Genomic DNA, 19,005 nt, shown 5'->3' with positions numbered 1-19,005 from the left:
GAGCCACCAGTCAGCAGCCCAGCGCCGTCGCCGTCCAAGTCGCCGTCCTCCTCCGGGTCGACGCCCGTTGCGCGGACCGGGACCTATCAGTGCGCCGGTTTCAGCGGGATCGAAGCGAAGGTGCCCCTGCCGATGCTGCTGCGGGACACGTTTGCCTGGGGCGACGATCCGCCTTACCAGGTGGGTGACGGGAACGGCGACATCCGGTGGCGGTCGGATCCGTACAGCAAGCCGAGCTGGTACATGTGGTTGCACTCGCTGCGGTGGCTCGGGCAGGGCATCACCGCCGGCGGGAAAGGTGACCGACAGGCACTGACGCACGTCATGGCGATCATCCAGGACTGGGTGCGGGACAACCCGTACTCGTGGAAGGGCGACGTCGGCGCGTGGGAGTCGACCATGCATCGGACCAACGTGCTGATCTGTGCGCGCCAGGCGGTGCTGTCGGGTCTGAAGGTCCGGCAACTCCCGCCGCAGTACGCCTGGCTCGATCAGGCGCTGCTCGACCACGCCAGGTTCATGACGGAGGTCTGGAGCGGGCCGTCGAACCACGGCACGGACGAGAGCATCGCGATGTTCGGCGTCGGCTGCACGCTCGGCCGGCCCGAGCTGAAGACGCTCGCCGTCGAACGGCTGACCGAGGCGATCACGACCGCGATCGACGTGCAGGGATCGACGAACGAGCAGTCGATCGGGTATGCCATGTTCAACTACAACCTGTGGGGCCGGGCGAGCACCGTGCTGCACCGGTGCGGCGCGGATCCGAGTCCCGTCATCGACCAGAGGCGCCGTGCTCTCGCGGAGTGGCTCGCGCTCGCGACCACCTCGACCGGGCAACTCCCCCAGGTCGGCGACGCGATCCGCCAGAAGCCGGACGCCGTACCCGGGACCTCCCTGGAGTACGCCGCCACGCTCGGCAAGAAGGGGAACCGGCCGAGCCAGCGAACGGGTGTGTTCGACGCCGGCTACATCTTCGGGCGGACCGGGTGGGGTGAGACGCGGGCGTTCACCGAGGAGTCGACGTACACGATCAGGTTCGGGCCGGGACGCCGGTACCACGGTCACAACGACCACACGTCGATCACCTACACCTCGCACGGGCGGGACATCCTGATCGACCCGGGCCACTCCGGTTACGAGGACGACAAGTGGCAGGCCTGGACGAAGCACCACTCGGCGCACAACGTGATGTACGTCCCGACGGCCAAGGGCACCGGGGCCGAGACGCGGCTGGTCAGCGCGGCGATCGCGGACACCTCGGAGTACTACGCGCTCGCCGACACCCCGGCCGAAGGAGTGGAGCGGACCCGCGACGTCCTGGTGCTGAAGGATCCCGACCTCGTCATCACGCTGGACCGCGGGCGGTCGGGCACCGAGCAGCACTACGAGACGTTATGGCACCTGCCGGCCGACCAGAAGGTCACGGTCACCTCCCCCACCACCGCGGTCGCGGCCAAGCCCGGCGACAAGGTCAAGACCCACCTGCTGCAGATCCCTTACCAGCAGGCGCTGCCGGCCAACGCGATCACGGTCGTGCAAGGCTCCGCGGACCCTGTGCAGGGCTGGTACTTCCCGACCATCTTCGACCGGCAGCCGGCGCCGGTGGTGAAGTTCAACCGCAGCGGCCCGACCGCCACCATCCTGTCCGCGCTGGTGCCGGCGAACCGCGGCGAGACCGTTGCCTTCAGCACCAGAACCACCGGCGATATGTTCTTCGTCGACCTGACCGTCGGGAAACGCAAGACCACCATCCGGGTCACCGCCAACGGCCGCCTGACCCGGATCAAGTAGAAGGGCACAGGGGGGAACACACAGATGCAGATCCAGGGGACCTTGACCATCGACGGCGTACTCGTCGTCCCGATCGAAGCCCACACGTTCGCCGTCACCGGGACCGTCGCGGTAGCCACCGGCAAGTCACGGATCTACCTCGAGGAGGCGTACGCCGTCGAGACCGTCCGAGCCGCCGTCAACACGGCCCCGACCGGCGCCGCCCTGATCATCGACCTGAACAGGAACGGCACGACGATCTACACCGACCAGTCGAAGCGCCCGACCATCGCCGCCGGCACCAACACCGCCACCGGCAACGACCCAGCCGTCACCACCCTCGCCGCCGGCGACTACCTGACCGTCGACGTAGACCAGGTCGGCTCCACGACCGCAGGCGCCGACCTGACCGTGACCGTCCGCGTACGGCGCACTAGCTGAGGCCCGGCCGTGGCGCAGTCAGCGGGGTATACGTTCAATGCGGAGACGGTGAACGGGACGACGGTTCGGGATGTGGCGGGGTACTTCCTGCACGGCACGATTGTTGGGTCGGCCGCGGTGGTGGCGGGGCGGTACGGCAATGGGCTGAACTGCACCGGGGGTGCGATGCGGGTCGTCGTCCGGCCGCCGAAGCCCGGGGACGACTTCTATCCGCTCAACACCGACGGTGGACTGTCGGTCGCGGCCTGGGTGCAGTTGAACAACTCGACGGCCGCGGCGCGGTGCATCGCGTCCGCGACCAGCGGCGGGACGCTCAACTGGGCCGTGTACGCCTCCAACGCCTCCGGCAATGTGGAGGCGAAGATCGCCGGAGCGACGTACAGCACGACCACGAGCATCCGTGACGGTCAGGAGCACCACGTGCTCGTCACGTACGACGCGACGCCGGCCACCGACACCGTGAAGATCGCCGTGGACGGCGTCCAGGTGTTGTCCGTCAACGCGACCGCGACGATCGCCTACTCCGGCACCGAGGCGACCGTCGAGGCCGGGCGGAACGCGTTGACCAGCTCCGAGGCGCTCGACGGGATCATCGACGACCTGCGCTGGTGGAACGACCCGGTCGAGGCGGCGTACTGGCCGACCCTGGTCGCGGCGGAGCAGATCGACCATCAGCTGGCGATCTACCCGTTCGACCACGAGACCGCCGAGGACTTCGGCAGCTACGGTCACGACCTGACGGTCGCCGGGTCGGCCAGTTTCACGACCGGCCTCTACGGCGGTGCGCTGGTCTCCGGGACGGCCGCGGCCGGTGCATCCGGGGCGATCGGCTTCCCCGACTGCGACCGGCTCGCCATCTGCGGCTGGCTCCGACTTGACGCCGCGCCGGTTGGCTCGGCCGCGCCGATCCTCGCGATCAACGACGCGCTGGGCAACGCGCGGGTCCGCGTCGTGGTGAACACCAACCGGACCGTCACCGCCACCTGGACGACCATCGACGACGGGACCGTGCCGGTGACCAGTACGGCGGCCCTGACCGTCGGCCAGTGGACCCGGTTCCAGTTCGCGATCAACCCGACGTACGTGCAGGTCCGGCTCGACACCGACCAGGCGACGGTGAACATCGGCGACGGCGTCCCGCACGTGTCCCCGACCATCGACGGCCTGGACCAGTTGTACGTCGGTGGCGACGCGACGGCCGGTGGTCAGGTGGCGTACGACTACCTGACGTTCACCAAGAACTTCCTCGCCGAGGTGTCGTCGGGCTACTGGGCCGGCGCTCCCGTCGTCACGCCGTACCGGCCGGCGAATGTCGCCCGGGGTGTCTATCACTTCAACGAGAGCACCGGGAGCGTGGTCGACGACAAGTCGCCGTCCGCCAACGACCTCACGCTCACGGCGGCCGGGTCGTGGGTGACCGGCATCGAAGGTACGGCGCTCGGAGCCAGCGGCACCGGTCCGGGCGCGTCGCGGACCTCCCTCACCTGGCCGGCCTCGCCGCCCGGGTGGGCGTTCTCGGCGTGGGTGAAGTGCCGCTCGAGCAGCAGCGGCGCTCGCTTCCTGGTGCTGCGGAACGCCGAGGACGAGGTGGCGCACGCGGGCCGGCTCGACGGGCTGTTCTGGGTCCGGCTGTTCGGCACGGGCGGCACCACCGGCATCATCAGCTCGTCCCGAGGGCCGATCGCCGCCGAGACGTGGACCCACGTGGCCGCGTCGTGCGACCAGAAGACGATCCACTTCTACCTCGACGGCAAGGTCTTCTCGGTCGAGTCCTACTCGGTCGGCGCGCTCCTCCAACCGACCGAGCTCCACGTCGGCGGCGACGATCCCGACTCGTCCGTGGCCGACGTCGACGACCTCCGCCTGTTCGACACCCCGATCAGCGCCACCAACATCCGCTGGCTCTTCGAGAACCCCGGCCAGTACTACGACTCCGCCCCAACCGCCTTCGCCGCCTGGGGCGTGCCGCTCTGACAAACTGCAGCCATGGCGGAAGCAGCAGGCGTCGTGAACCAGGAGGGCCGCGACAACGACGCGGACTTCGAGTCGGTCATCGCCGAGTCGAGCGACCACGTCCAGTCGCTCGCCCGCGCCGTACGCGACCTGGTGTACGACGTCCTGCCCGGGACCGTCGAGGTGGTCTGGAAGAAGCAGGGCTCGGTCGGTTGGGGTGTCGGGCCGAAGAAGTACACCGAGCAGTTTGCCTACCTGATGCCGTTCAAGAACCACGTCACCCTCGGCTTCTACCGCGGCGGTGAGCTCCCCGACCCTGACGGCCTCCTGCCTACCGCAGGCGGCCGTCAGGTCGGCGGCACGCTCAGCATGCGGAGCCTCAAACTCACCACTCTCGAGGAGGTGCGGCGACCTGCTGTCCGCGAACTGATCGCTGTCTCAACTCGTACCGGTATCTGACGGCCGGCTGTCGACCTCTTCGAGGCGGAGGGCCAGCAACTGCTGCAACGGCATGGATTCGCCGTCGCGGGCGCCGAGGCCGACGGTGAGAGGTGGGTCGGAGGGCAGGATCCGGACGCCCAGGACGCGGGACTTCACGCTGGCGGCGGTGCCGAGGATGTAGAAGTTGGCGTCGGTGTCGACGGCGAGTGAGTGGTTGCGGCGGAGGTACCAGCCGGTGATGTCGGTCCGGTAGCTGGCGCTCGAGCCCGTCACGGGTGCACGGAGCGCCTGGGGCTCGACACCTCTGGCCCGCAGTTGCTGGACGAAGTCTGTCAGCAGGGCACGGGCCTGAGCGGTCTCAGCCGCCTTGCGCTGCTCGAGCGCGGCCGCGTGGGCGGCAGACGCCTCACGTCGCTTCTCGCGCCAACTCGGCTCACTCTCCACCGTCCCACCCTAAATCACCGCGACCATGCCTCCGTCCGGGTGGGGAAGGACCTGTCGCCGAACAAGATGCGGCGAGCGGCCAGCTGTCCCGGACGGGTGCGGAGCAAGGTGAACGCGAGGGATGCCGCAGCCGGTGTGCGCACCTGGGCCAAGCCTCGGCGCAACATCAGCCGCCCGCGGAAGTGCGCACGCAAGGCGGCACCGTCGTACGCGGGCAATGCAGCCGCGCCGCCTCGGAGCGCGCTGTCGAGGACCTCGGCCGCAAGCGAGGACAAGCGTAGACAGGGATCGAGACCGCCTGCGGTGAGCGGTGAGACTGCCCCGGCCGCGTCGCCGACGAGCAAGCCGTCGGCACAGCCGATTCGCCGCAACAGACCGCCGACCGGGATCGGCCCGCCACGCCGCTCCACGTCGACCGGCCGGTTGACGCCGGCCAATCCCGGCGCCTCCTTGCTGAACCGTTGCAGGGCTTTGCGCATGCCGTCCGGATAGCGATCGGAGTAGCCCGCGACACCGACATGCGCATGCTGCCCGTCGTTGACCACCCACGCGAGATAGCCAGGAGCAATCGACGGGTCGAGCACACAGTGGAACGTCGGCGGCTCCGCGCTCGACGGGATCGAGAAGACCTCCTCGGCCCCGACGAGCAGGTGGCTGTTGCGATCCAGGCCGAGATCCCGCGCCACCCGGGACCGCGCTCCGTCCGCTCCGACGACGTACCGGGCCCGCACCTGAGTCGGCCCGTCACGATCGACCAGATGAAAGGCGCCACTGCGCCAGCCCGCATACCGCGTGCCCAGCGCGATCCGTACGCCTGCCGCCACCGCTCGCTCGGCCGCCGCCAGGTAGAGAGGCCCCATGTCGCCCACCCGGTACTCGTCGCGCTTGCTGACCAACGCCACCGGCCGCCGCAGATCCGGCGGGTAGAGCACCACCCGACGGATCGGCGGCCCGAGGCACTCGGCAGGCAACGCAAAATCATCGAGCGTCTTCCGCACGAAGATGCCCGTGGTCCGAATCGCAGTGGTCAAGCTGGTACGGCGTTCCACCAGCAGGACGTCATGCCCGTGCTGAGCCAGCAACGTGGCCGTGTGAAGCCCGGCCAGCCCGGCTCCCACCACCAGTACGTCGCTGGTGCTCATCGGTCGGCGTCGGTCCGGATCAGCCGCAACCCGCCGGCAACGACGAGCGCGATGGCCCACAGCCCGAGCGTGAGCCTGGCCGAGATCGTCGTCATGTCGTCGCGCGGCCCCTCGCCGAAGATCAGGAAGAGCGCGCTGGAGCCGGGCATGCGGGCGGACATCGTGACGGTCCAGTCGTACGGGAGCTGCGCCAGGATCAGCGGTAGCACGAACATGAGCGCGATCACGCTGACCAGCGCGGCCGCCGTACTGCGCGTCAGCAAGCCCAACCCGATCCCGAGCAGCGCACCGGCGGCCCACACGAAGGCGAGTTCGGCGAGTGACTTGATTCCTTCGCCGAGCGGCAGCCCGAGCGACGGCCGGAACGACCAGACGACAACGCTGGCCGCAGCCACGAGCACGACACCCAGCAACGTCATCGTGGCCGCGATGACTGTGGTCCGGGCGGCGAGCAGCACGCCTCTGCGTGGCGTCCACTGCAAGGTCGGCACGATGCCGCCGGTGCCGTGGTCGGCGGTGCTGGTGACGACGGACAACGCGAGTACGCCGAACAGCGCGAACATCGCCGTGAAGCGGCCGCCGTCCCACGCAGTCGCGTCCGGACCGGGACCGGTCGGGTCGTCGGAGACGTCGTACCCCATGATCGTGGCGAAGCCGAGGACGACGATGGCGGTCGCGATCGCGAAGATCCAGGTCGAGCGGACGCTCCACAGCCGGCTCCACTCGGCGGTGCCGGTACGGGCGAGGACAGTCGGGGTGCTCATTTGTTCGCTCCGTCCGCGTACGCCGGCGCACTGCCGTGGTAGTCGACGCTCTCCTCGGTCAACGCGAGGTAGGCGTGTTCGAGCGACTGCTCGAGCCCGGCCAGGTGATGCACGGGCAGGCCCAGCGAGTAGGCGAGATCGCCGAGCTCCTTGGCGGTCAGACCGGTCACCTCCAGCTCGTCCGCCGCGGTCCGCTCCACGGCGGCCCGATCGGCCAAGGCCTCTTGCAGTACGTCGATCTGCGGTGTGCGGATGCGGACCCGCTGACCACCCAGGCCGCGCAGGATCTCGTCGACCGGCGCCTCGGCGATCAGCCGGCCGCGGCCGATGATGACGATGCGGTCGGCGATCAGCTGCATCTCGCTCATCAGGTGGCTGGACACCAGCACGGTCCGGCCCTCGTCGGCGAACCCGCGCAGCAGCGCCCGGATCCACCGGACCCCGTCGAGGTCGAGCCCGTTCACCGGCTCGTCGAACAGCAGCACCTGCGGGTCGCCCAGCAACGCGGCCGCGATCCCCAGCCGTTGCCGCATTCCCAGCGAGTACCCCTTGATCCGCCGCCGCGCCGCGGACCCGAGCCCGACCTGCTCGATGACCTCCTCGACCCGCCGCAGCGGAATCCCGTTGCTCCGGGCACCGATCCGCAGATGCCCGCGCCCGGTCCGGCCCGGATGCATCGCGCCCGCGTCGAGCAGCGCCCCCACCTGGTTGAGCGGCTCGGTGAGCTCGACGAACCGCTGCCCGTTCACCAGCGCCGTCCCCGCCGTCGGCCGGTCGAGGCCCATCACGATCCGCATCGTGGTCGACTTCCCCGCCCCGTTCGGCCCGAGGAACCCGGTCACCTGCCCGGCCGGCACCTCGAAGCTCAACTCGTCCACCGCCAGCACGTCGCCGTACCGCTTGGTCAATCCCCGGATACTGATCACCTATCGATAATCGATGTTCACCTATCGACTGTCAACACCCAACCAACGACTCTCGATCGCGTGCCCCGCTCACGCCGTGGCCGGAACGCTGTGGCGGCAGTCACACTCGGGGAATGGGAGAGCTCAGGGATGTTGATGCCGGGAAGACGCATGCGCAGTTTTTGGCGACCGAGCACTGGAGTTTGCTGGCGACGCGTGGGATGACGTGGCAGGAGATCTTCAGCCGGACCGGGACGTACCTGACCGTGCTGTCGGCGGCCGTGGTGGCGTTGTCGCTGGTGGCGAACGCGACCGGGTTCGGCTCCGGGTTCACGACGTTCGCGCTGCTGGTGCTGCCGGTGGTGCTGCTGGTCGGGTTCGGGACGTACTTCCGGCTGATCGAGGCGGACATCGAGGACACCTGGCTGATCATCGGCATGAACCGGTTGCGGCACGCGTACGTCGAGCTCGCACCGGAGCTCGAGCCGTACTTCATCGCGAGCCACCACGACGACCCACCGGGGATCTGGACGACCTACAGCTTCCGCCGCCGGATCGGGGTGACGCACTGGCTGTCCGGGTCACCGGTGGTCGTCGGCGTCATCAACTCGGTGGTCACCGGTGTGCTGGCGGCGGTGATCTGCGAGGCGGCCGGCGCCGGACACACCGTGCGTACCCTGGTCGCCGCCGGCACGGCCGTCGTGGTCGTGGCCCTCCTCGCGTACGTCGGCCTCCGCAAGGTGCACGAGGTCTCGCGGAGCTACGAGCCGCGCTTCCCGAGCTGACGCAGCACGATGGCCGGTGGCTCGATCCGTCCGGAGTCCTCGAAGTCGGCCGCGTGCTCGACGTCCTGCAGATCGAACCGCCGGCCGAAGCGAGCGGTGACGGACTCGACCAGCTCCGGCAGGTGCTGGTCCGCAGCCAAGGCGCTCGTGGCAGTGCTGTAGACCACGATCAGCAGCGAGTTGGATCCCGCCCTCGCGGCAGCGGTGATGTCGATCCGGTACGGCGGCGCCCAGAGCGTCCCGCACCGGGTCCCATTGACCCAGACCTCGGCCGCGACACCGACCGGCGACGAGATCAACGCCTGGTAGGAGTGCTCCGGCAGATAGCTGTCCCGCTCGGCCGACGACCCGTCACCGAAGTCCAGCACGATCCGGTCGTCGACGGCCGGAAGCTCGACCTCGACCTCGTACGACGCCGAGCCTGTCGCGGCCAACCGAGCTGGATCGACCTGCCACGAACCCTCGACTGTCCGCAACGGCACGTCGACCACCAAGCGCTCCTCACCATCGCCGACCGGCACGAGGACAACTGCCTGATACGGATGCAACGTCACCGAGCCCGACGACACCCTGGTCGCGCCGGTCGCGGCGTCCCACAGTTCCACAACCACGGCATCACAACTGAAGGTCCGCATCTGGTTGCCCGTGTTCGCGACGAAGTAGACATCCCCGTCGTCGAGCCGCCGATGCACCACACCGACGTCGTCCGGCAACCGCTCGGGCAGCTGATCCGGAAGCTCGGCGACGTCATCGACCACCACTCCCCCGGCCGCGACCACCGCATCCAGCCACCGCGCGGTGTCCGCCGTCACGGTCGCCGACGGAGGTACGACGACCAGCGAAACGCCGGCCGGGTCGACCACGCCGATCGCGTCGTCGTCGATCAGGTCGAAGTCCAGCCCGGACTCGCGGATCGTCCGCGGGATCTCGGCGCCGATCAATCGCCGTACGGTGCGATAGAGGTTCAAGGACCCGGTGGCGTAGGCGTCGGCGGCCGGGACGTACACCTTGACCGGCCGGACCGGCGTGCCTTGCTGCAGGAGCCAGGACAGCCGGTGCAGATAGCCGAAGAGGTCCGAAGCGACCGGCCACCAGGGGTTGCGGTCGTCGAGGGCGCCCGCGGCGTAGAAGATCCAGCCGAGGCCGGGCTCACCGGACGGCGAGTACGGCCAGCCGTGGCCGATCAGCTGGTTGACGCCGGACAGGAAGTGCTCGTGCGCCTCGCCCTTGAGGTCGAGCGGAGTCGCCCGGAACGACGGTGAGTGCACCCACGTCCACGCCTCGGCCGAGACGACCGAACGGCCGTAGATACTTGCCGCCGACGAGGCCCACCGCGTCTCGGGCAGCCCGGTCCATCCCCAGCCCTCGCCCTCGAACAGGTCGGCATGGCGGTAGCTGCTCATCGTCGCGGGCGGTTCGCCGTACGACTGGATCCGGAACGGCACGTCGTGCGCCGCCGCCCAGCGCTGGAAGACGGTGACGAAGTTGTCCTCGTACAGCTCCGACAACGTGCGATAGAAGTCGATGCGGACCTGGGACTCCGTCCGCAGCTCCCACAGCCGCGGCCGCAACTCGTACCCGCGCCGACGGGCGAACTCCTCGAAGATCGACGGCGTCCAGTCGGCCTGGTAGACCTCCAGGCTGTCGCAGAAGACCGACCCGACCAGCTCCGGCGTGGCTGCCGCCAGCAGCGGCTCGGCCACCGACCTGATGTGCTCCTCGGCCGCGGCCCGCGAGTAGTGGTCGAGCACCGGGCCTTCGGCGCCGGCCGCGGCCCGCTTGACGTTCTGCCCGGTCAGCCGCGAGGTCGCGATCAGCACCTCCCGCGGTCCGTTCCCGGCCGGCACCCGGAGCATCCCGTTGCTCACAGCAACTTCGTCGTACGACGTGGGCAGCCCGGCCGACCCGGCCCCGACGAACGCCGCGACCACCTCGTCACCGGGCCAGCCCGCGACCACCGGGACGTCGTACGCCTCGCCGCCGATCTCGCGGCGGTCCCAGGTCAGCCGGCGCGCGGCCAGCGCCGGGCCGATGTGGCCGCCGCCGAAGGACCAGCCGCTGCCCAGGGTGAGGTCGAACCGCAGCCCCAGCTCGCGCGCGGTCCGCGCCGCGAACCCCACGTCCTGCAGGAACTTGTCAGACCCGAACGGCGCGTCCACCGAGCTCATCGGGTAGACGAACGCGACCTCGACACCACCGAGCCCGGCCGCCGCCATCGCCTCCAGCTGGCGGCGCAGCTCGCGCTGGTCGACGGCCGGACCGAACCACCACCAGCGCATCATCGGCCGCCCGTCGGGCGGCGGTTCCGCGAACTGCCGTCGTACGTCGTCCACCGTCGGCACAGGTCCCGACCTCCGCAAGTCTCGGTTCAACCACCCCAACCCGGGACCTTGCGGAGAGTCAACGCCGGTGACCAGTACCGGTCAGATCACTCGACCAGCTTTCCCTCGGTGGTGATGTCGTCGCGCATCAGCGCGCGGAGCTCGTCGGGGATCGGCGGGATTGCCTCGCGCTCCACCGCGCCCGGCCCGGACCAGACCATGTTCACCTGCAGGGACTCGTCCATCTCCGGGTAGTCGGAGCGGTTGTGGCAGCCCCGGGTCTCGCGGCGTTCCAGCGCCGCGTCGAGGGTGGCGCGGGCGGCCAGCGCGGACGACTTCAGGTCGAACGCGTGGGCCAGGTCCTGGAAGCCGGCGATGTCGGGGTGGACGCCCATCTTCGTCATCCGCTCCTCGATCTCGACCAGCTCGGACACGCCGGCCAGCAGCCCGGCCTCGTCGCGGACGACGCCGGCCCGGTTCGTCATCGTGTCGCGCAGCGCTCGCTGCAGCGCCCGGACGTTCTCCTCGCCGTCGCTCGCCAGCAGCTTGTCGACCTCGGCACGGGCCTCGGCGACCGCGTCCGCGGACCGCTCCTGCGACTGCCGTCCGATCGAGTACTTGGCCGCCTCCTCGGCGACGATCCGGCCGAACACGAGCAGCTCGATCAGCGAGTTGCCGCCGAGCCGGTTCGCGCCGTGCAGCCCACTGGCCGCCTCGCCGATCGCGTACAGCCCGTCGACCCCGGTGCCGTGGTCCTCGGGTCGCACCCAGACGCCGCCCATCGAGTAGTGCGCGGTCGGGGCGATCTCGATCGGCTGCTTGGTGATGTCGAGCATCTGCAGCTCGAGCAGCGTCTGGTAGACCCGCGGCAGCCGGCGCATGATCGTCTCCCGCGGGAGGTGCGACACGTCCAGCCAGACCCCGCCGTTCGGCGTGCCGCGGCCTTCCATGATCTCCGTGTACGCCGCCAGCGCGACCCGGTCCCGGGTCGAGAGCTCCATCCGCTCCGCGTCGTACCGGGCCATGAACCGCTCGCCGAGTGCGTTCCGCAGCTGGCCGCCCTCGCCGCGGGCCGCCTCGGACACCAGGGTCCCGGCTGCGTTCTCGGGCTCGATCAGGCCGGACGGGTGGAACTGGACCAGCTCGGGGTCCCGGATCTTGCCGCCGGCCAGCACCGCCAGCCGGAACGAATCACCGGTGTTCTCGTCACGACGGGACGACGTACGGCGCCAGATGCGGGTGTGACCGCCCGCGGCCAGGATCACCGCGTCGGCGTGGATGACGTACCGCCGGCCGGTGGTCAGGTCGAACCCGTACGCGCCGAACACCTTGTTGTCGCGCACCAGGATCCGGGTCACGTACACGGTGTCCAGGATCGGCACGCCCAGCTGGACGGCCCGGTTGATCAGCGTGCGCTGGATCTCCAGTCCGGTGTAGTCCCCCGCGAACGCGGTCCGCCGGTATGTGTGGGCGCCGAAGAACCGCTGCGAGATCCGGCCGTCGGCCTCCCGGGCGAACGGCATGCCGTAGCGCTCCAGGTCCTCGATCCCCCGGGCCGCGCCCTCGGTGACGATCTGCACGGTCTGCGGGTTCGCCAGCAGGTAGCTCTCCTGGAGCGTGTCGGCCGCGTGCTGCTGCCAGCTGTCCTCCGGGTCCATCGTGGCCAGGGCCGCGTTGATCCCGCCGGCGGCGAGTGACGTGTGCGCGTCCGAGCGCGGGCGTTTGCCCAGGGCAAGCACCTCGACACCCTGCTCGGCCAGCTCGATCGCGGCGCGCAACCCCCCACCACCGGTTCCGATCACCAGGACTGAGGTGGCGATCTGCTGTTCGGTGGTCTTCATCGAATCTCCTTTGACTCGGTTTCGGGTGTCACAACTAGGACAGCCCAGTAAGGCGGTCTGTGACTGTCACTCCGGTCACAGCCCGGCTGTCTGTCACGTCTCACTCGCCTGCTCGCCGGCGTCGGCGTGGTACGCGAGGTCGTAGTGCCGGAGCCGGTAGAGATTGAGCTGCTGGCCGTGGTACTGGTCCGTCTCGCCGATCAGCTCCATCCCGATCCGCTTCGCGGTCCCGGCCGCGCGGGCGTTCGTCGGGCCGACCAGGGCGAACAGCTCGTCCACGTCGGTGTGGTGCATCGTCCAGTCCGCGACCGCGGCTCCGGCCTCCGCGGCGTACCCGTTGCCCCACGCCGTCCGGGCGAGCTGCCAGCCGATCTCCAGGTCCTCCCAGGGCGCTAGCCGGAGCACCGCCGCCCCGCCGACCACCCGGCCGGTGTCACGGAGCTCGATGGCCCAGTGCCGCACCGGCGGCACGTCCTCGGCCATCCAGCGGTGCAGGACGTCGCGCATCGCCAGCACGCTCGGCACCCAGGTCATCGCCGGGGTGAGCCAGCGGGTCACGTGCTCGTCGCCGTAGATGCCCAGCGCGTCCGACGCGTCGGTGTCGCGCCACGGCCGGATCACCAGTCGCTCGGTCTCGATACTCGGCTTCATCTCTTCCCTCCGCAGCTGTGTCCCGGACTCACGCACCTTTGACCACGTAGCCCTGGCACCTGTGACACGCGGTCCCCGGGGTGACCACGGACCCGACCACGGACTTCCAGGGCGCGGCCACCACGGTCCAGGGGTGACGGTGGATCCGTCACCTCGGGGACCGATGAGAGGAGCCGGAACATGAGTGCAACCACCCTGGACCAGGCGGCATCGGTCTTCGTCGTGGTCCGTCCCCGGCTGTTCGGCATCGCCTACCGGATCGTCGGGAACGCGCCCGAGGCGGAGGACGTCGTGCAGGAGGTCTGGCTGCGCTGGCAGCGCACCGACCGGTCGGCCGTGATCGACCCGGCCGCCTTCCTCGCCACCACCACGACCCGGCTCGCGATCAACCTGGTCAAGTGCGCGCGGCGCCGGCACGAGACGTACGTCGCGACCTGGCTGCCGGAGGAGAACGCCTCCGCCGACGGCGCCGACCCGCACACCCAGGCCGAGCGCAACGAGTCCATCGACCTCGCCGCCCGCGTGCTGCTCGAGCGGCTCTCGCCGGCCGAGCGGGCCTCCTACGTCCTGCGGGAGGGCTTCCAGTACCCGTACCAGCGGATCGCGGAGAAGCTGCGGATCGGTGCGCCGAACGCCCGGCAGCTGGTGAAGCGGGCCCGCGACCGGCTCGCCTCGGACCGCCGCCGGCCGTTCACCCCGGATGCCCACAGCCAGCTCGTCCGGGCGCTGGTCTCCGCGTCCCGGGCCGGCGACCTGGCCGACCTGGAGGAGTTCCTGACCGCCGGCCTGACCGAACAGGCTGCGTGAGACAGCTCGCCTGATCCACTCCTGGCTCCAGCCTCTCAGTGAGAGAATAGGGAGCCATGACGGTGCTTCGCGGTCGGCGCTCGGAGGGTGAGTCCCTCGATCGCCTGGTGGCGAACGTCCGGGCCGGCCAGGGCCAGGTCCTCGTCGTCCGCGGTGAGGCCGGGATCGGGAAGTCGGCACTGCTCGAGTACGTGGCCGGCAACGCCGGCGGATGCCGGGTCGCGCACGCGTCCGGGGTCGAGTCCGAGATGGAGCTCCCGTTCGCCGGCCTGCACCAGTTGTGCGCTCCGATGCTCGACCTCGCCGAGCACCTGCCGCCGCCGCAGCGCGCTGCCCTGGCCGTTGCCTTCGGCCTGGAGTTCGGCGGGCCGCCGGACCGGTTCCTGGTCGGTGCGGCGGTGCTGAGCCTGCTCGCGGAGGTGGCCGACCGGGAGCCGCTGCTCTGCGTGATCGACGATGCACAGTGGCTCGACCAGGCCTCGGCCCAGGCGCTGACCTTCGTCGGCCGGCGGTTGTTCGCCGACCGCATCGGCGTCGTGTTCGGGGTGCGGGATCCGGCGACCGCGCCGGAGTGGCGGGGCTTTCCCGAGCTCGTGGTCGGCGGACTCGCGGACAACGATGCGCGGGCACTGCTCGACTCCGTCGTACCCGGGCGGCTGGACGAGCACATCCGGGACCGGATCGTGTCCGAGACCCGGGGCAACCCGCTGGCCCTGCTGGAGCTGCCGCGCGGGCTGACGGCGGCCGAGCTCGCCGGTGGGTTCGAGCGGCCGGATGCGCGGCCGCTGGCGAGCCAGATCGAGCAGAACTTCGCGCAACGGGTGCAGTTGCTGCCACCTGAGACTCAGCGGTTGTTGCTGACCGCGGCCGCTGAGCCGGTCGGCGACGTACCGCTGCTGCTCCGGGCAATTCAGTCGCTGAACATCCCGGCCAGTGCGGCCGGGCCTGCCGAGGCAGCCGGTCTGATCGAGTTGGGCGCACGGGTCCGCTTCCGGCATCCGCTGGTCCGGTCGGCGACGTACCGGGCCGCCGTCTCGGCCGACCGGCGCGCTGTGCATCAAGCGCTCGCCGACGCGATCGACCCCACGACCGATCCCGATCGCCGGGCCTGGCACCGCGCCCAGGCGGCCGACCAGCCCGACGAGGCGGTCGCCGCCGAGCTGATCGCCTCCGCCGACCGGGCCCAACGCCGCGGCGGTCTTGCGGCCACCGCTGCGTTCCTGCAGCGGGCCACCGAGCTGACCCCGGACCCGACCACCCGCGCGAACCGGGCGGTGGCCGCGGCCCAGGCCACGATGCGGGCGGGCGCCTTCGAGCCGGCGCTGAAGCTGCTCGTCACCGCCGACGAGTGGTCGCCCGGCGAACTGCACCAGGCCACGGTGAACCTGCTCCGGGCCCAGATCGCCTTCGCCTCCGGTCACGGCGCCGCGGCCGCGCAGCTCCTCCTGGAGTCGGCCCGCCGCCTCGAACCACTCGACCTCGCGCTCGCCCGCGACACCTACCTCGACGCGATGATGGCGGCGATGTTCGCCGGGGTCCTCGCCGACGGCTCGCCGCAGACCGAGGTCGCCCAGGCCGCCCGTGCCGCCCCGCAGCCGAAGAACCCGCGCAAGCAGGATCTCGTGCTCGACACCCTGGCCGTCTCGTTCACCGACGGCTACCCGGCGGCGGTGCCGATGGCCCGGGAGGCCATCGCCGCCTTCGCCGACGAGAGCCGGGCAGACCCGGGCGACATGCGCTGGCTCTGGCTGGCGTCGCGCACCTCCGTCGACCTCTGGGACTTCGAGCACTGGGACGTCCTCACCGCGCGCCACGTCCAGCTGGCCCGCGAGGTGGGCGACCTCACCGAGCTGCCGCTCGTCCTCAACTCCCGGCTGCACCTGCATCTGTTCGCCGGCGAGATCCCAGCCGCCGCTGCCCTCCTCGCAGAGATCCGGACGATCGCCGACGCCACAGGTATCGGCCTTGCTCCGTACGGCGCCATCGGGCTGTCGGTCATGCGCGGCCGGGTGGACGAGGCGACTCCGCTCATCGCATCCACCCTGGAGGAGGTCACGACCAGGGGCGAAGGCGCCGGGATGTCGTACACCCGGTGGGCGAACGCCGTACTGATGAACAGCGTCGGCCGGTATCCGGAAGCGCTCGCCTCGGCGCAGGCGGCGGCCTCGGACCCGAAGGATCTCGGAGTCGCCAGCTGGGCGCTGCCGGAGCTCGTGGAGGCCGCCGTCCGCGCCGGGCAGCGGGAGCTGGCGACCGAGGCGCTCGACCGGATGACCGAGCTGGCGCAGGCCACCGGGACGGACTGGGCGCTCGGCCTCCTCGACCGTTCGGTCGCCCTGCTGACGCCCGGCCCGGAAGCTGAGGCCGGCTACCAAGCTGCCATTGAGCGAATCGGCCGCACGCGGGTCCGGATGGACCTGGCCCGGTCCCACCTGCTGTACGGCGAATGGCTGCGGCGGGCCGGTCGGCGACAGGACGCGCGTGCTCGGCTACGCACGGCGTACGAGATGCTCACCGCGGCCGGTGCGGCGGCCTTCGCTGAGCGCGCCCGCCACGAGCTCGCGGCGGCCGGCGAGGCCGTCGACGAGCGAGCCGGCCGTGCGGTGGACGTGCTCACCGTGCAGGAGGCGCACATCGCCGAGCTGGCCGGTTCCGGACTGACGAACGCGCAGATCGGCGCCCAGATGTTCCTCAGCCAGCACACCATCGAGTGGCACCTGCGCAAGGTCTTCACCAAGCTCGGCATCACCTCCCGTCGCCAGCTCGGCCCGATCCTTGGGTAAGTCACAAATCGGGGTGCTCAACTGTCTTACCTGTAGAGAGACAGAACAATCGGAGGTCCGACAGTGCGCAGGATCCTTGTGGTCGGCGGTGGGTACGCCGGTTTCTACACGGCGTGGAGGCTGGAGAAGAAACTTCGCAAGGGTGAGGCCGAGATCGTCGTCGTCGATCCACGGCCGTACATGACCTACCAGCCGTTCCTCCCGGAGGTGCTGGCCGGGTCGATCGAGGCGCGGCACGCGGCGATCTCGCTGCGGCGGAACCTGCGCCGCAGCAGGGTCGTGGCCGGCTCGGTCACGAGGATCGAGCACGCCCGGCGGACGGTCACCATCCACCCGGTCCAGGGCGCCGACTTCGAGATGCCGTACGACATCATCGCGGTGACCGCCGGCGCGGTGACCCGGACGTTCGCGCTGCCCGGTGTGGCCGAGCACGCGATCGGGATGAAGCACGTCGAGGAGGCCGTGGCGATCCGCGACCGCCTGCTCACCGCCTTCGACGAGGCCTCGGTGCTGCCGCCCGGCCCGGACCGCGAGCGGCTGCTGACCGTCACCTTCGTCGGCGGCGGCTTCGCCGGTGTCGAAGGCTTCGCCGAGCTGGTGTCGCTGGCCAACGGGCTGCTCAAGTCCTACCCCGAGCTCACCCGCGACGACCTGCACTTCCACCTCGTCGAGGCGACGAGGCGGATCCTGCCGGAGGTCGGCGACCGCCAGGCGCAGTGGGTCCGGGACCGGCTCGAGCGCCAGGGCGCGCGGGTCCACCTGGAGACCACGCTGGTGTCCGCGCTGAACGGCCGCGTCCTGCTGTCCGACGGTACGGCGTTCGACTCGGACCTGATCGTCTGGACGACCGGCAACGCCGCGACCCGGCTGATCCGCAGTCACACCGACCTCCCGGTCACCGAGCGCGGCCTGATCCAGACCCGCGCCGACCTCCGGATCGGCACCGAGGACGAGTTCGTGCCGGACGCCTGGGCGGCCGGTGACGACGCGGCGATCCCCGACCTCGCGGCGGCGCCCGGGATGTTCACGGTGCCGAACGCGCAGAACGCCGTACGGCAGGGGAAGCTGCTGGCGAAGAACCTACTCCGGTCGCTGCGCGGGCGCGAGCCGAAGAAGTACCTCCACCACACCCTCGGCGCGGTGGCGACACTGGGCCTGGGCAGCGGGATTTTCCAGTACAAGCGGATCGTCGTCAAGGGTCTGCTCGCCTGGCTGATGCACCGCGGGTACCACGTGCTGGCGGTGCCGACCTGGGACCGGAAGGTGCGCGTGCTGGCCGTCTGGGTGGCTGCCCTGTTCTACGGCCGGGACATCGTCTCGCTGGCCTCGGTCCAGCGGCCCCGCGACGCGTTCGTCAACGAGTCCGACGTACCGGTGCTGGAGTCGCGCTCAGCGTGACGGGTTCTCGCAGAGGAACGGCGGGCGCGCGCCGCCGGAGTGGTAGTGGTACTGCTTCCCGCCGGCCTCGAGGACGACGCGGGACCCGTTGACGAGGGCCTGGGTGTAGCGCATCCCGGGCTCCGGGCAGCCGAGGCTGCCGTCCTGCCAGGTGACCTCTTCGGTGCTGACCACGGTCACCTGGCCGGGCTCGACGCCGAGCCGCTTGACCAGATCCGCCTTGGCCAGCTCGGCCGGTCCGCCCGCCGGCGGCGGCGGCGTGCTCGGGTCGGGCGCCGGTGTGCTGCTGCTCCCCGTCGAGGGCATCGGTTGTCCTTCCGTCCCAGATTCGTTGCCACACGCAACCAGTAGCACCGTCACCGCGACCGCGGCCGCCAGCACACTGAACCTTCGCATCGACATCACCTCCCACTATGGACGACCGACGGGGGCAGATCGTTGCAGCCACGCCTCCACCGCCCGGCGAGCGGAGCGGGTGTTTGTTCTTTTGTTGTTTGCCCCGCGGCAGCCGGGCGCGGGCAGGATCGCCTGGGGCCGCCCGCCCGCCTACGCACCGAGG

General features: G+C 70.4%; 16 protein-coding genes. 8 read left to right on the top strand and 8 right to left on the bottom strand.

Annotation, left to right across the window (positions count from 1 at the left end; genetic code table 11):
* The first annotated feature begins 132 nt into the window (after window positions 1-132).
* Genes ACIBGM_RS02165 through ACIBGM_RS02150 form a run of 4 tightly spaced genes read left to right on the top strand, consistent with a single transcriptional unit; the run spans window position 133 to window position 4,623 of the window.
* A complete protein-coding gene (locus ACIBGM_RS02165) occupies window positions 133-1,791 on the top strand; it encodes a heparinase II/III family protein (RefSeq protein WP_396384204.1) in 1,659 nt (552 codons plus the stop codon).
* Window positions 1,792-1,815: 24 nt separating this feature from the next.
* On the top strand, window positions 1,816-2,211 hold the full coding sequence (locus ACIBGM_RS02160) for a hypothetical protein (protein ID WP_360515722.1): 396 nt from the start codon (window positions 1,816-1,818) through the stop codon (window positions 2,209-2,211).
* 48 nt (window positions 2,212-2,259) lie between these two features.
* Window positions 2,260-4,185 carry a LamG-like jellyroll fold domain-containing protein gene (locus ACIBGM_RS02155; RefSeq protein ID WP_396384203.1) on the top strand — a complete coding sequence of 642 codons (1,926 nt, stop codon included), beginning with the start codon at window positions 2,260-2,262 and terminating at the stop codon, window positions 4,183-4,185.
* A 12-nt stretch (window positions 4,186-4,197) separates the two neighbouring features.
* Window positions 4,198-4,623: a DUF1801 domain-containing protein gene (locus ACIBGM_RS02150; RefSeq protein ID WP_396384202.1), complete on the top strand. Its 426-nt coding sequence runs from the start codon at window positions 4,198-4,200 to the stop codon at window positions 4,621-4,623.
* On the opposite strand, the gene ACIBGM_RS02145 is transcribed toward ACIBGM_RS02150, so the two are convergent.
* The 4 genes from ACIBGM_RS02145 to ACIBGM_RS02130 are packed head-to-tail and all read right to left on the bottom strand — an operon-like array spanning window position 4,603 to window position 7,881.
* The gene (locus tag ACIBGM_RS02145) at window positions 4,603-5,049 is read right to left on the bottom strand and encodes a hypothetical protein (RefSeq protein ID WP_360515713.1); all 447 of its coding nucleotides are present in this window, start codon (window positions 5,047-5,049) and stop codon (window positions 4,603-4,605) included. The genes ACIBGM_RS02150 and ACIBGM_RS02145 overlap by 21 nt on opposite strands.
* 14 nt (window positions 5,050-5,063) lie before the next feature.
* On the bottom strand, window positions 5,064-6,191 hold the full coding sequence (locus ACIBGM_RS02140) for an FAD-dependent oxidoreductase (protein WP_396384201.1): 1,128 nt from the start codon (window positions 6,189-6,191) through the stop codon (window positions 5,064-5,066).
* Window positions 6,188-6,955 (bottom strand): hypothetical protein, encoded by a 768-nt coding sequence (locus tag ACIBGM_RS02135; RefSeq protein WP_396384200.1) that lies wholly within the window; start codon window positions 6,953-6,955, stop codon window positions 6,188-6,190. Before ACIBGM_RS02135 ends, ACIBGM_RS02140 begins: the two co-directional genes overlap by 4 nt.
* Window positions 6,952-7,881, bottom strand: coding sequence for an ABC transporter ATP-binding protein (locus ACIBGM_RS02130; RefSeq protein WP_360515707.1), 930 nt, complete (start codon window positions 7,879-7,881; stop codon window positions 6,952-6,954). The genes ACIBGM_RS02135 and ACIBGM_RS02130 overlap by 4 nt, the downstream gene beginning before the upstream one ends.
* 113 nt (window positions 7,882-7,994) lie before the next feature.
* Here ACIBGM_RS02130 and ACIBGM_RS02125 point away from each other — a divergent pair, with 113 nt between their 5' ends.
* Window positions 7,995-8,645, top strand: coding sequence for a hypothetical protein (locus ACIBGM_RS02125; RefSeq protein ID WP_360515704.1), 651 nt, complete (start codon window positions 7,995-7,997; stop codon window positions 8,643-8,645).
* On the opposite strand, the gene ACIBGM_RS02120 is transcribed toward ACIBGM_RS02125, so the two are convergent.
* From ACIBGM_RS02120 to ACIBGM_RS02110, 3 genes are all read right to left on the bottom strand, one after another.
* The gene (locus ACIBGM_RS02120) at window positions 8,621-10,987 is read right to left on the bottom strand and encodes a glycosyl hydrolase (protein ID WP_396384199.1); all 2,367 of its coding nucleotides are present in this window, start codon (window positions 10,985-10,987) and stop codon (window positions 8,621-8,623) included. The two genes, ACIBGM_RS02125 and ACIBGM_RS02120, sit on opposite strands and share 25 nt — an antisense overlap.
* An 86-nt stretch (window positions 10,988-11,073) precedes the next feature.
* Complete coding sequence (locus ACIBGM_RS02115; RefSeq protein ID WP_396384198.1) at window positions 11,074-12,807, bottom strand: L-aspartate oxidase; 1,734 nt, start codon at window positions 12,805-12,807, stop codon at window positions 11,074-11,076.
* A gap of 93 nt (window positions 12,808-12,900) precedes the next feature.
* Window positions 12,901-13,458, bottom strand: coding sequence for a GNAT family N-acetyltransferase (locus ACIBGM_RS02110; protein WP_360515695.1), 558 nt, complete (start codon window positions 13,456-13,458; stop codon window positions 12,901-12,903).
* 180 nt (window positions 13,459-13,638) lie between these two features.
* On the opposite strand from ACIBGM_RS02110, the gene ACIBGM_RS02105 reads away from it, so the two are divergent.
* The 3 genes from ACIBGM_RS02105 (at window position 13,639) to ACIBGM_RS02095 (ending at window position 18,446) form a co-directional block, all read left to right on the top strand.
* Window positions 13,639-14,265 (top strand): sigma-70 family RNA polymerase sigma factor, encoded by a 627-nt coding sequence (locus ACIBGM_RS02105; RefSeq protein ID WP_396384197.1) that lies wholly within the window; start codon window positions 13,639-13,641, stop codon window positions 14,263-14,265.
* A gap of 56 nt (window positions 14,266-14,321) precedes the next feature.
* Entirely contained in the window at window positions 14,322-17,048 is a 2,727-nt protein-coding gene (locus ACIBGM_RS02100; RefSeq protein ID WP_396384196.1) for an ATP-binding protein, read from the top strand.
* Window positions 17,049-17,111: 63 nt separating this feature from the next.
* Window positions 17,112-18,446, top strand: coding sequence for an NAD(P)/FAD-dependent oxidoreductase (locus ACIBGM_RS02095; protein ID WP_396384195.1), 1,335 nt, complete (start codon window positions 17,112-17,114; stop codon window positions 18,444-18,446).
* Here the strand turns inward: ACIBGM_RS02095 and ACIBGM_RS02090 are convergent.
* Window positions 18,438-18,752, bottom strand: coding sequence for a hypothetical protein (locus ACIBGM_RS02090; RefSeq protein ID WP_396384194.1), 315 nt, complete (start codon window positions 18,750-18,752; stop codon window positions 18,438-18,440). The two genes, ACIBGM_RS02095 and ACIBGM_RS02090, sit on opposite strands and share 9 nt — an antisense overlap.
* Between the last annotated feature and the right edge of the window lie 253 nt (window positions 18,753-19,005).

The sequence above is a fragment of the Kribbella sp. NPDC050470 genome (assembly GCF_044458365.1).
Taxonomy (GTDB): domain Bacteria; phylum Actinomycetota; class Actinomycetes; order Propionibacteriales; family Kribbellaceae; genus Kribbella.
Note: the sequence above shows the minus strand (reverse complement) of the source record. Positions and strands in the feature narration are given on the sequence as shown.